Consider the following 12,325-nt stretch of genomic DNA (forward strand, 5'->3'; position numbering starts at 1 on the left):
AGACCAGCCCGGAGACCTACGACCTACGCCCGTTCGGGTCTCAGAACGCCCCGGGGTGCAGCTGCTCCCGCGTCGCGACGTACTGCTGCCGCACCGCCTGCCAGGACGCGAACTCCTCACCCGCCTCAAACACCTGCACGGCTGCACCCTGCCAGGCCGGCGGTGTGTGCGGGGCCAGGGTGCCCTGCTGCACCCCCAGCGCCCACGCGGCCTGCCGGGCCGCGCCCAGGGCCGCGTAGTCCGCGGGCTGCGGCACCACGATCTGGGTGGCGAACAGGCCCGGCGCGGCCGCCTGCACGGCCGGCAGCCCGGCCGCGGCACCCAGCAGGAACACCCGCCGGATCTCCACGCCCCGGCTGCGCAGCACGTCGAGCGCGTCCACGAGCCCGCAGAGCATGCCCTCGAAGGCGGCCCGGGCCAGGTGCTCCGGCTTCATCGAGTCGCGCCGCAGCCCGCTGAGGGTGCCGGCCGCGTGCGGGAGCTCCGGGGTCCGCTCGCCCTCCAGGTAGGGGAGCATCACCAGGCCGTGGGCGCCCGGGGTGGACTTCAGGGCCAGTGCGGACAGCCCCTCCAGGTCGGTGCCCAGCAACTCGGCCGTGCCGCGCAGGGTCCGTACCGCGTTGGACGTGTACACGACCGGCAGGTGCAGCCCGGCCGCGTCGGCGAGCGAGGTCACCATGCCGTTCGGCTCGGTCACCGCCTCGTGGTGCACCGCCATGACCGACCCGGAGGCCCCCAGGGACACCACCGCGTCACCCGGCGCCAGACCCAGGCCCAGGGCCGCCGCCATGGTCTCGCCGGTGCCCGCGGAGATCAGCAGGCCCTCGGGGGTGGTGCCGGCCGCCTCGGCGGGTCCCAGGACCTCCGGCAGCATCGCCCGGTGGCCGAGCGCCAGCTCCACCAGATCGGGCCGGTACGAGCCGGTGCGCGGCGACCAGTAGCCGGTGCCGGAGGCGGCGCCCCGGTCCGTGGTGCGGCGGGCGGGCCGGCCCAGCAGCTGCCAGACCAGCCAGTCGTGCGGCTGCATCAGCACGGCCGTGCGGCGGGCCGCCTCGGGCTCGGTGCGCGCCATCCAGGCCAGCTTCGCCACCGGCTGGGCCGACTGGGGGACGCAGCCCACCGCCTCGCTCCACGCCTGCCGGCCGCCGAGCGCGTCGATCAGGTCGAGGGCGGCGACCTGGGCGCGCTTGTCGTTGCCGACGAGCGCGGGCCGCACCAGCGCGCCCTGCGAGTCCAGCGGCAGCAGCCCGTGCTGCTGCGCGGAGACCCCGATGGCCTGCACGCCCTCCAGCAGGCCGCCGCCGGCGGCCTCGCCCAGCGACAGCAGCCAGGACTGCGGATCGGTCTCGTGCGGTGTGGTCTCGCCCTCGGGCTGGGGATGGGGCGCGTAGCCCTGCCGCAGTACGGCACCCGTGTCCGTGTCGCAGACGACGATGCGAGTGAAAGTGGATGAGCTGTCCAGCCCGGCGACTATCCCCATGCCGGAGATTGTGCCGCACCACCCGGTCCGGCGGACGGCGCCCCGGTCCCTGCCGTACGGCCGCCCGCCGGCCCGGTCACGTGTTGCTGGTGCCCCACTCGTCGTCGAAGCCGTTCCGGTCCCGCAGCGAGCGCATCCGCCCGGCCAGCGCGGCCGGCATCGCGTCCCCGACCTTGTCGCCGACCGCGTGCAGCGCCTTGCCCGCGTACTGCCGCCCGGTCTGCCCGGCGGTCTCGGCGGCGTTCCGCACCGCCGGGTTGTGCGCGAGGTCCTGCGCGGACTTCTTCAGCTGCTCGTAACGCTCCCGTCCCGCGCGGGTCCCGAACACGTACCCGAGGGCCAGTCCGACGACGAACGTGAGCTTGTACCGCATGCCTGCCACCCTTCGTTGTGCCGGTGCCGGCCGCCCCGCGGTACGTCTGTCGATACCGATTGGCGGAGCACCCCCCTGCTTGCGCTAATCTATGTCTCGCAACGGGCGCCCGCCCCCCGGCAAGCCGGAGGTGGGGCTGTTCGGTGCAACGCAGCAATCCCCTGTAGCTCAATTGGCAGAGCAGCCGGCTGTTAACCGGCAGGTTACTGGTTCGAGTCCAGTCGGGGGAGCGCGATCCCCTGTAGCTCAATTGGCAGAGCATTCGGCTGTTAACCGGAGGGTTGCTGGTTCGAGTCCAGCCGGGGGAGCGGAACGGAAGAGGACCCCTGGTGGGTCCTCTTTCGTGTTTTTCCGGCCGCATCCGGGAACCGGGCAGCACGCAGAGCGGTCTCACCAGGCAAGCGAAGCCGATCATGCGGGGCATCCGGAGCAGGAGATCGTATGAGCGGCTATGCTGCGGCAGACGGCGCGCACACATGTACGCGCCACGCCGTCGAGGGGCGGTAGCTCAGCCGGTTAGAGCAGCGGACTCATAATCCGTCGGCCGTGGGTTCGAGTCCCACCCGCCCCACCGCAGAGTCGGTCAGAAGAAACGTTCTGACCGGCCGTCCGTGCCCCGTCCGGAGTTTCCGGCCGGGGCACTTCGCCGTTCCGGGGCGGAATTCCGCCCGGATCCGGCAAGAGTGACGGACCTCACAGCGCCGGGTCGGCGCTATACGGCCTCGGTGGCGTCCGCCAGGTGGTGAAGGACGTCCGCCAGTTGCTCGCGGCGGGCGTAGACCGCCCGCTGGCGCTGCGCGCCCGAGCCGCCGCTGAGGAGGGCGGCCAGGGTGTCGGCCGTGTGGTCGAGGTCACCGGCCGCGGCCAGGGCAGGGGCCAGCCGGTCCAGGAGGGCCTCCGCGAGCGCCGCGGCCGGCACCTCGGCACCGGTGAACGGATCCAGGCCGTGCCCCTCCAGTCCGTCGTGCGCGGCCCGCCAGCGCGCCAGCCGCAGCACCTCGTCCCGTACGACCGGTTCCGGCAGCGCCGCCTCCCGTTCGGCGATGGCGGTCGCGACCAGGGCCCGGCCGAGGGCGGCCTGCAGGACGGCCGTGTCCAGGTCGGCGGACATGTCGGGGGCCCGGATCTCCAGCGTGGGCCAGGTCCCCGACGGCCGGAGGTCCCAATAGACCATCTTCGTGTCGAGGGCCGCCCCGGAGCCGATCAGCATCTCCACCGAATGGCGGTAGTGCTCGGTGGAGGTGAAGTGCGGCGGCAGCCCGGCCGAGGGCCAGGAGCCCCAGGCCAGCGCCCGCCAGCTGGCGTGGCCGGTGTCCCGGCCGTCCCAGAAGGGCGAGTTGGCGCCCAGCGCGATCAGCGTGGGCAGCCAGGGCCGCAGCCGGTTGGCGACGGCCACCGCGGTGTCCGTGTCGAGGGTCCCGACGTGGACGTGCCGGCCGCACCCCACCAGGTTGTCGGTGAGGGCGCCGAAGCGCTGGAACTGCGCCCGCTGGCGCGGTTCGTCGTGGTTGAGGGCGAGCGGCAGCTCCCGCGCCAGTACGGGCGAGGGACTGGCCAGCAGCCGGCAGCCGTGCTCCCGGGCCGCCTTGGTGAGGATCCGCCGCAGCCCGGCCAGCTCCTCGCGGAGCTGCTCGACGGAGTCGACCACCGGGGTCGCGATCTCCACCTGGTAGCGGGTGCCTTCGGAGTGCAGCTCCGGGCGGACGCCGCCCACCGAGTCGAGGACTTCGGTGGCGACGGGCACCAGCCGCCAGGTGCGGCCGTCGACGAGCAGGAACTCCTCTTCGACACCGAGGGTGAGGGGAACGGTTCCGGTCGGCTGCGCGGGGGCCCCGGAGCGTGCGGAAGTGCTCTTGCCAGGTTCGATCACTGCGCCTCCCTGGACATACGAGTCGTTTCATCATGAGCCGACCCGGGGCCGGTGGCGAACACCGTTTCGGTCAATCCCCGGTGAACAGCGGCGAGTTCTTCTGCGCCGGTTGTGCGAACGGCAGGCGCCGGGCGCGCGGGAGGGGCTGCCGGGGCGCCGGGGGAGGCAGGCGCCGGAGGGGCGGGCGGGAGCGGGCCGTGCTGCGGGCGTGTCCACGGGGTGGGAACTCGCGTGCGAGGGCCGGGCGGGCGGCTTACCATCCCGTGTGACCCGAACGACCACGGACAAATCGCCCCAGGACCCGCCCGCCCCCGACGACGGGGGCGGTGCCCGGCCGTCCCGGACGAGGATCTTCGCCGACCTCACCCCGCTGCGGACCTCGGCGGACTACCGGCGGCTGTGGCTCGGGAACACCATCGTGTGGCTCGGACAGGCGATGACCGCGCTGGCGATCTCCCTCCAGGTCTACGACATCACCCGGTCCAGCTTCTCCGTCGGCCTGGTCGGCCTCTGCTCGCTCGTCCCGCTCGTCGTCTTCGGGCTGTACGGGGGCGCCATCGCGGACACCGTCGACCGGAGGCTGCTCGGGCTGTACAGCTCCGCCGGGGCCGCCGGGCTGACCGTGGCGCTGGCGGTGGCGGCCGTACTCGGCTTCCACCGGGTGTGGTTCCTCTACACGGTCGTCGCGCTGCAGTCGGTGTGCTTCGCGCTGATCGCGCCGGCGCGGGCGGCGATGGTGCCCAAGCTGCTGCCGGCCGCGCAGCTGCCCGCGGCCAACGCGCTGACCTCCGTGACGAACACCTTCGGGATGACCGTCGGGCCCGTGCTGGGCGGCGTCATCACCGGCTGGTGGGGGTACCAGGCCGCGTACATCGTGGACGCCGTCTGCTTCTCCGCCGCCCTGTACGCGATGTGGCGGCTGCCCGCGATGCCGCCGGAGCGGGAGGAGGGGAAGCGGGGGCGGGCGTCGGTGCTCGACGGGCTGCGGTTCCTCGCGACCCGGCCGAACATCCGGATGACGTTCTTCTCCGACATGTGCGCGATGGTGCTCGCCCAGCCGCGGGCGCTGTTCCCCGCCGTGGCGGGCCTCTGGTACGGGGGTGACGCCAGGACCGTCGGGCTGCTGGTGGCGGCGCCGGCCGTGGGCGCCATGCTCGGCGGGGTGTTCTCCGGCTGGCAGGGGCGGATCCGGCGGCACGGGCTGGTGATCCTGGTGTCGGTGGCCGCGTGGGGGCTGGCGATCGCCGCGTTCGGGGTCACGCGGAACCTGTGGCTCGGGCTGTTCTTCCTGGCGGTGGCGGGGTGGTCCGACACGATTTCCATGGTGTTCCGGTCGACGATGCTGCAGACGGCGACGCCGGACGAGATGCGGGGGCGGTTGCAGGGGGTGTTCATCATCGTCGTGGCGGGTGGGCCGAGGCTCGGGGACTTCCTCGCCGGGTCGGCGGCGGACCTGGCATCGCCGGGGGTCGCCGTGACCGGGGGCGGGCTGGCCTGTGTCGTGGCCGTCGCGCTGCTGGCGGCGCGGTGGCGGGCCTTTGCGCGGTATGACGCGCGGGATCCGCAGGCCTGAGCGGGTCTGTCGGGCCTCGCGGTGTCCGCCGTTTCGGGGGCTCCGCCCCCGGACCCCCGCGCCTCAATCGCCGGCGGGGCTTGGTTTTGCCCCCGTCCGGGGCGGCTTCCGGTTCCCGCCGGGTCTGGTTTTGCCCCCGTCCGGGGGCGGCTTCCGGTTCCCGCCGGGTCTGGTTTTGCCCCGGTCCGGGGGCGGCTTCCGGTTCCGGCGGGGCTTGGTTTTGGCCCGGCCCGGGGGTCAGCTCGCGGGCTCGTGGGAGTCCGGGGTCACCACCCCGCGGGCCACGCCCAGGTCCACCAGGTCCTGGGGGCGCAGGCGGAGCTGGTCGGCCGTCAGGGGGGCGTGGGCCGGGGGGCGTTTCAGGATGGCGGTGGCGAGCTCCGGGGCGATGACCGAGAAGTAGCTGTCCGGGGTGGCCCAGGTGTTGCCGGGGGCCGCCAGGGCCAGGGCGCCGCCGGAGCCGCCCTCGCCGATCAGCAGGGTGGTCAGGGGGACGGTCGCCGCCGCCACCGCGGCGAAGGCGTCCGCGATCGCCGCGCCCGCGCCCGCGTGCTCGGCGGCCGCGTCGTTCGCCGCGCCGGGGGTGTCCACCAGCGTCAGCACCGGGAAGCCGAGCCGGTCCGCGAGCCGGATCAGCCGGGCCGCGGTGCGGTACCCCGCGGGCCGGGTCGCGGTGCCGCACTGGGCCGCGTACGCCACCGTGCGGCCCTCCCGCAGCCCGAACCCGCACAGCATCCCCGGGTCGGTGCCGCCCGCCCGGTCCCCGGACAGCGGCATCCGCAGCTCGAAGTAGGCGTCCAGGTAGGCCCCGGCGCGCGGCCGGTCCGGATGCCGGGCCCGCTCCACGGCCGCCCACCCCGTCGCCGGCGGCGGCACGTCGGCCAGCGCGGCCGGCGGATCGGCCGGCCGGACCGGTTCCGCGGGCGGCGCGAGCAGCCGCAGCCAGTGCCCGAGCACCTCCGGCAGCTCCGCGGCCGGCACCACCGCGTCCACGTGCCCCGCCGCGTACTGGCCCTCCGCCGAGTACGCCGCCGGATCGGCGTCCGCGGGCCGCACCCGGGAGCCGGCGAAACCCACCTGGGCGCCGGGCAGCGCCAGCACCACGTCCGCCCCGGCGCCCAGCGTGGCCCAGCCGCCGCCGGTCGTCGGATCGCGCAGCACCGCCAGCTGCGGCAGCCCGGCCGCGCGGGTCAGCACCGACTGCCGGGCCACCCGCTGGAGCTGGGTGAGGGCGATCATGCCCTCCTGCATCCGGGAGCCGCCGGTCGCGATCAGCGAGACCAGCGGCAGCCGGTGCGCCCGGGCGTGTTCGTACGCGGCCACCAGCCGGTCCCCGGTGCGCTCGCCCAGCGAGCCGCCCAGGAAGCCGAACTCGAAGGAGACCAGCACCGCCGCCCGGCCGCCGATCCGCGCCGTCCCGCAGACCACGGACTCCTGCTCACCGGTGCGCTCCCCGGCCCGCGCGCGGGAGTCGTCGTACCCGGCCCAGCCCAGCGGGCCGTCCGTACGGTGAGGGTGCGGCGGGGCCGGCAGCTCGGTGAAGCCGTCCGGGCCGGCGAGGGCGTCGAGGGCCGCGCGGGCCGAGAGCCGGTCAGCCATGGAGGGCCCGCTTCATGATCTTGCCGAGGTCGTTGCGGGGCAGCGCGTCGAGGTAGCGCACCGTCCGCGGCCGCTTGTGCGGGGCGAGCCGGCCGGCCACGTGGTCCGCCAGCTCCTGGCTGCCGGGCGGGTCCTGCGGGTCGACCGGCACGATCCATGCGACCACCCGTTCGCCGAGGTCGGCGTCCGGCTCCCCGGTCACGGCGGCCTCGCGGACCCCCGGATGGTCCAGCAGGGCGTTCTCGATCTCCCCGGCGCCGATCTTGAACCCGCCGCTCTTGATCAGGTCGGTGGCCTTGCGGCCGACGATCCGCAGGTGCCCGGCGGCGTCCCGGGTGGCCATGTCCCCGGTGCGGAACCAGCCGTCGTCGGTCCGCGCCTCCGCGGTCGCCTCGGGCCGGTTCAGGTAGTGCGTGAACAGGTTCGGGCCGCGCACCTGGATCTCGCCGATGGTCTCGCCGTCGTACGCGTCCAGCGCGGTGCCGGACTCGTCCACCAGCCGCAGCTCCACCCCGCGCACCGGCGGGCCGACCGTGCCGGGGCGGGAGGCGAGGTCGTCGGCGCGGACGCTGGTGTTCATCAGCGTCTCGGTCATGCCGTACCGCTCGATCACCCGGCGGCCGGTGGCCGCGGCGATCCGCTCGTGGTCGTGCAGCGGCAGCCCGGCCGAGCCGGACACCAGCAGCCGGGCCCCGGCCAGCGCCTCGACCAGCGCCGGATCCGTCGCGACCGCCTCGGCGAGCCGGTGGTACATCGTCGGCACCCCGAACAGCATCGTGCCGCCCGCGCCGAGCGCCGCGGTGACGGCCGCCGCCTCGAACCGGCCCAGGTGGTGCACCGAGCCGCCGCGCCGCAGCGGGCCGAGGGTGCCGAGCACCAGGCCGTGGACGTGGAACAGCGGCAGGGCGTGCACGACGGTGTCGGCGGCGGTCCAGTGCCAGGCGTCCTCCAGCGCGTCGAGGGTGGCGGCCACCGCCCGGCGGGGGAGCACCGCGCCCTTCGGCGGGCCGGTGGTCCCCGAGGTGTAGATCACGAACGCCGGGTCCTCGTCACCGGCCGCCACCGCCGGCAGCGGGGCGTCGCCCTCGGTGGGGACGTCGGCGCGGGGCAGGCCCGCGAGGGCCGCCGGCAGCTCCGCGTCCGCGGCGGCGAGCACCAGGCCGGGGGCGCTGTCGGCCAGGATGTGGGCCAGCTCGCGGTCGCCGGTGCGCGGGTTCAGCGGGACCACCGGGACCCCGGCGAGCAGCGCCGCCACCGCGCCGACCGCGGTCTCCAGCGTGGGCGTGGCCCACAGCGCGACCCGCCCGGCGCCGCCGAGCCGGCCGGCCAGGGCGCCGGCGGCGCCGGCGAGGGTGCGGTAGCTCAGGACCCGGTCGCCGAAGCGCAGCGCCGGCCGGTCCGAAGGGGTCTCCAGGGCGGGAAAGAGTGTGGCCACGGGATCACCCTACGGCGTCAGGGCAGCGGCAGGGCGATCTTCACGGCATACACCGCGACCAGTCCGTACCCGACCCGGAAGGTCCACGCGCGGGCCGCCGCCGAGATCCGCGAACCGGCGAACGACCCTGCGGTCCACGCGCGGGCCGCCGCCGAGATCCGCGAACCGGCGAACGACCCTGCCGTGACCAGCAGTTGCTGCCATCCGAGCGAAGCGGCGAACACCGCGCCGACGAACACCGCCCCGGCCGCACCCCCGTCGAGGCTGCTGCCCTGCGCGGTGGTGAGCGCGGCGAAGTACAGCGCGGTCGTCGGGTTCACGAGCGTGATTCCGGCGAACCTCAGGAAAGTACGGAGGGTTCCGGCACCGCCGTCCGGTGCGGGCTCCGCCGCGGGGGCACCGGGCGCGGCGAGGGAGGTGCGGGAGGAGAGGAGGCCGTGGGCGGCGATGGCCAGGAGGACGGCCGCCGAGAGGAGCCGGACCCACGCCTCCCGGCCGGACAGGGCCGAGGACACCATCGGACCGACGGCGGTGGCCAGGGCCGCGTACGCCATGTCGACCACGGCGACCGCGGCCGCCGCGGCCACGGCCGCCCGGCGCGGGCCGCGCATGCTCTGCTGGACCAGCAGCACCCCCACCGCACCCACCGGCATCGCCACACCCAGGCCCGCAGCCGCCCCGGCCAGGGCGGTCGTCGTCAGTTCGCTCATGCGGACAGCACACCGCCCCGGCCGTGCACTCCGGCGACGAATACCGGCCGGGACTGCGAGAATCGCGGGATGGACCGCATCGACAGGGACATCCTCGGCGTCCTGCAGCAGGATGCGCGGATCTCGTACCGGGACCTCGGCGTCCGGGTGGGGCTCAGCGCCAACGCGGCCGCCGACCGGGTGCGCAGGATGCGCCGTGACGGCGTGATCCGCGGCTTCACCGTCCTGGTCGACCCGGCCGCCGACACCGGCGGCGGGCTCGTCGTCTTCATCGACGTCACCCTGCGGCTCGACACCACGAACGAGGAGTTCGAGAAGGCCGTCGCCCGCCTGCCGGGCATCACCGAGGTGGTCCACGTCACCGGCGAGCACGACTACCTGGTCCGCGCCCGCGCCGCCGACCCGGCCGCCCTCGACGGCCTCCTGCGCCGACTCAAGCGGGACGCCGGGGTCGCCCACTCCAACACCCGCATCGCGCTGCGCGCCGCCGGCCGCCCGGCCCTCTGAGGCCCGGGCCCGCGCTCAGAGCGCGGACTCCCAGGTCACGGTCGTGCCCCGGCCGCCGGATTCCGCCCGGCCACCGGCCCCCGTGAAACCGTCGTCCACGACCGCCAGCCGGACCGTCCCCCCGTCCCCGTCCCCGCCCGCGTCCACCGTCACCTCGATCGACGTGACGCCGGCGCGCCGGTGCGCGGCGGCCAGCGCGGTCCGCAGGGCGGACAGCAGACGGTCCGCCACCGGGGCCGGGACCAGGGCGTCGACCGCGCCCGCGAAGTGGACCGACGGCTGGAAGCCCAGCAGCACCGCCGCCCCGCCCGTCTCCCGCAGCACCCGCCCGCGGAACGTCGCCGGAGCGTCCGACGGCGGCTGCTGGAGCGCGAAGATGGCCGTGCGGACCTCCTGGATCGTCGAGTCCAGCTCGTCCACGGCGCGCCCCAGCTCGTCGCCGACGGCCTCGCCCTCCGCGGCCGCGGCCCCGCGCCGGCGCGTCGCGTCCAGCATCATCTCCGTGGCGAACAGCCGCTGGACCACCAGGTCGTGCAGGTCCCGGGCGATCCGGTCGCGGTCCTCGTACACGGCCAGCTGCTCCCGGTCGTGCTGTGCGTCCGCGAGCACCAGGGCGAGCGCCGCCTGCGAGGCGAACTGCGCGGCCAGCAGCCGGTCCACCGCGTCGTACGGCCGCCCGCCGCGGCGGCGCGGCAGCGCGAGGGTGCCGATCAGCCGGCCCCCGCTCTGCAGCGGCAGCAGCATGCTCGGCCCGAACCGCTCCCGGACGTGCGTGGTCATGCGGGGATCCGTCGCCGAGTCCTCGACGAACACCGGCTCCCCGCCCAGCAGCTGCTCCAGCACCGGGCTGCCCGGCGCGATCGTGGTGCCGACCAGGTCGCCCGGATCGTCGTGGGTGGAGGCCGCGACGATCTCCATGCCGCCCTCCGGGGTCGGCTGGAGCACCACCCCGGCCGCCGCGTCCGCCACCAGCCGGGCCCGTTCCGCCACGCACATCAGTGCGTCCGCGGCGGGCCGCCCGGTCAGCAGCGTCGTGGTCACGGCGGCCGCGCCCTCGATCCAGCGCTCCCGCCGCCGGGCCGTGTCGTACAGGCGGGCGTTGCCGATGGCGATGCCCGCCTGCGCGACCAGCACCCGCAGCAGCGCGAGGTCGTCGGGGGTGAACCGGCCGCCGTCCGCCTTCTCCGCGAGGTAGAGGTTGCCGAACACCTCGGTGTGCACCCGGATGGGCACCCCGAGGAAGCTGCGCATCGGCGGATGGCCGGCCGGGAAGCCGACCGCCCGCGGGTCCGTCGTGACGTCGTCGAGCAGCAGCGGCTGCGGCTCCCGGACCAGCAGGCCGAGGATCCCCGACCGGCCGTCGGGCAGGTGGGGGATGGCGGCCCGCTGCTCCTCGCTGATCCCCGAGGAGATCAGCTCGGTGAGCCGGCCGCCGCCGGCTGCTCCGTCCGGCTCGATGATGCCGAGCGCCCCGTACCGGGCCCCGCACAGCTGCCGGGCGGACTCCACGATGTGCCGGAGCGTCGCCTTCAGTTCGAGGTCGGTGCCCACGCTGAGCACCGCTTCGAGCAGCATCGGCAGGCCGTGCGGCGCGTCGCCGCCCCGGCCGGGGTCCGTTCCCGCGTCGGCGCCGGGCGCGCCGGGCGGTCCACTCATTCGGACAGCGGGTTCAGCACCATCGGGGCGATCTTCCCTTCGAGCATCGCGCCGAGTCCCATCACCGCGCACACGTCGGGGCGCTCCGCGATGTGCACCGGCATGCCGGTGGCGTCCCGCAGCATCTGGTCCAGCCCCGGCAGCAGGGCACTGCCGCCCACCATCATGATCCCGGTGTCCGTCAGGTCGGCGACCAGGTCCGGCGGGCACTCGCGCAGCACCTTGCCGATGCCGTCGAGGACGGCGGTCAGCGGGGTGTGGATGGCGTCGCGCACCGCCGCGGTGTCGACCCGGACCGAGCGGGCCAGCCCGGTGGCCACGTCCCGGCCGTGGATCTCGGTGGAGGCGGGCCCGAGGTCGGTGATGCCGTTGCCGTGCAGGGCGAGCTGGAGCGGGCGCACCGCCTGGCTCGGCAGCATCAGTTCGTGCTGGTGGCGCAGGTGCTGGACGATCGCGTGGTCGACGGCGTCGCCGCCGACCGCCACCCGCTCGGCGGTCACGATCGAGCCGAGCGACAGCACGGCGATCTGGGTGGCCGCCGCCCCGCACACCATGATCATCGTCGCGGTCGGCTGCTCCACCGGCAGGCCGCAGCCGACGGCCGCCGCGATCAGCGTGTCCACCAGCTCGACCCGGCGGGCGCCGAGGCCGACCAGGGTCTCGACCGCCGCCCGCTGGGCCAGCGGGTCGGCGTCGTGCGGGGTGCAGGCGGCGGCCCGCAGCCGCGGCTTGCGGCGCAGGGCCCGGCGGAGCTTCTCGCCGAGCAGGTGGCGCAGCATCCGCTGGGCCATCTCGATGTCGACGACGGTGCCGCCGGATACGGGGCGGACGACGCGGATGTAGTCGGGGGTGCGGCCGGTCATGCGCTCGGCGAAGGTGCCGACCGCGATGAGGGCGCCGGTGCGGGTGTTGACCGCGGCGACGCTGGGCTCGTCCACGACCAGCCCGGCGCCCTTCACGTACACGCGGGTCCGCGCTGCCCCCAGGTCGACGGCGACGTGGCAGCGGCGCAACTGCTCAAGGCTGACGGTCACGGCAGATCCTCCCGAGGCGCTGACGCTTGCTGAGATGAAGACCGGCGACTGCTGGTCACATTTCGCATCTTTTCGGTCATATCGGACA

General features: G+C 75.2%; 10 protein-coding genes and 3 tRNA genes. 5 read left to right on the forward strand and 8 right to left on the reverse strand.

Features of this window, described 5'->3' with window-relative positions; translation table 11 throughout:
- Nucleotides 1-40: 40 nt before the first annotated feature.
- A complete protein-coding gene (locus LG634_RS08385) occupies nucleotides 41-1,480 on the reverse strand; it encodes an FGGY family carbohydrate kinase (RefSeq protein WP_226733019.1) in 1,440 nt (479 codons plus the stop codon).
- A 76-nt stretch (nucleotides 1,481-1,556) separates the two neighbouring features.
- On the reverse strand, nucleotides 1,557-1,853 hold the full coding sequence (locus LG634_RS08390) for a YtxH domain-containing protein (protein ID WP_226733020.1): 297 nt from the start codon (nucleotides 1,851-1,853) through the stop codon (nucleotides 1,557-1,559).
- Nucleotides 1,854-2,010: 157 nt separating this feature from the next.
- Here LG634_RS08390 and LG634_RS08395 point away from each other — a divergent pair.
- From LG634_RS08395 to LG634_RS08405, 3 genes are all read left to right on the forward strand, one after another.
- A tRNA-Asn gene (locus LG634_RS08395) sits at nucleotides 2,011-2,083 on the forward strand.
- A gap of 5 nt (nucleotides 2,084-2,088) precedes the next feature.
- Nucleotides 2,089-2,161 (forward strand) — tRNA-Asn (locus tag LG634_RS08400).
- Between the two features lie 189 nt (nucleotides 2,162-2,350).
- Nucleotides 2,351-2,424: transfer RNA gene (locus LG634_RS08405), tRNA-Ile, on the forward strand.
- Between the two features lie 141 nt (nucleotides 2,425-2,565).
- Here the strand turns inward: LG634_RS08405 and LG634_RS08410 are convergent.
- Entirely contained in the window at nucleotides 2,566-3,723 is a 1,158-nt protein-coding gene (locus LG634_RS08410; RefSeq protein WP_226733021.1) for a carboxylate-amine ligase, read from the reverse strand.
- A gap of 349 nt (nucleotides 3,724-4,072) precedes the next feature.
- Between LG634_RS08410 and LG634_RS08415 the strand changes: the two genes are divergently transcribed.
- Nucleotides 4,073-5,296, forward strand: a complete 1,224-nt coding sequence (locus tag LG634_RS08415) for an MFS transporter (RefSeq protein WP_226733090.1) — start codon at nucleotides 4,073-4,075, stop codon at nucleotides 5,294-5,296.
- 237 nt (nucleotides 5,297-5,533) lie between these two features.
- On the opposite strand, the gene LG634_RS08420 is transcribed toward LG634_RS08415, so the two are convergent.
- Genes LG634_RS08420 through LG634_RS08430 form a run of 3 tightly spaced genes read right to left on the reverse strand, consistent with a single transcriptional unit; the run spans nucleotide 5,534 to nucleotide 9,040 of the window.
- Entirely contained in the window at nucleotides 5,534-6,895 is a 1,362-nt protein-coding gene (locus LG634_RS08420) for a carboxyl transferase domain-containing protein (RefSeq protein ID WP_226733022.1), read from the reverse strand.
- Nucleotides 6,888-8,330 carry an acyl-CoA synthetase gene (locus tag LG634_RS08425; RefSeq protein ID WP_226733023.1) on the reverse strand — a complete coding sequence of 481 codons (1,443 nt, stop codon included), beginning with the start codon at nucleotides 8,328-8,330 and terminating at the stop codon, nucleotides 6,888-6,890. The genes LG634_RS08420 and LG634_RS08425 overlap by 8 nt, the downstream gene beginning before the upstream one ends.
- A 17-nt stretch (nucleotides 8,331-8,347) precedes the next feature.
- Complete coding sequence (locus tag LG634_RS08430; protein WP_226733024.1) at nucleotides 8,348-9,040, reverse strand: LysE family transporter; 693 nt, start codon at nucleotides 9,038-9,040, stop codon at nucleotides 8,348-8,350.
- A gap of 69 nt (nucleotides 9,041-9,109) precedes the next feature.
- Between LG634_RS08430 and LG634_RS08435 the strand changes: the two genes are divergently transcribed.
- Complete coding sequence (locus LG634_RS08435; protein WP_226733025.1) at nucleotides 9,110-9,547, forward strand: Lrp/AsnC family transcriptional regulator; 438 nt, start codon at nucleotides 9,110-9,112, stop codon at nucleotides 9,545-9,547.
- A gap of 15 nt (nucleotides 9,548-9,562) precedes the next feature.
- Here LG634_RS08435 and LG634_RS08440 read toward each other — a convergent pair whose 3' ends face one another.
- The gene (locus tag LG634_RS08440; protein WP_372482390.1) at nucleotides 9,563-11,203 is read right to left on the reverse strand and encodes a sensor histidine kinase; all 1,641 of its coding nucleotides are present in this window, start codon (nucleotides 11,201-11,203) and stop codon (nucleotides 9,563-9,565) included.
- On the reverse strand, nucleotides 11,200-12,237 hold the full coding sequence (locus LG634_RS08445) for a rod shape-determining protein (RefSeq protein ID WP_226733026.1): 1,038 nt from the start codon (nucleotides 12,235-12,237) through the stop codon (nucleotides 11,200-11,202). Before LG634_RS08445 ends, LG634_RS08440 begins: the two co-directional genes overlap by 4 nt.
- Nucleotides 12,238-12,325 lie beyond the last annotated feature (88 nt).

Source organism: Streptomyces bambusae, from assembly GCF_020532645.1.
Lineage (GTDB): Bacteria > Actinomycetota > Actinomycetes > Streptomycetales > Streptomycetaceae > Streptomyces > Streptomyces bambusae.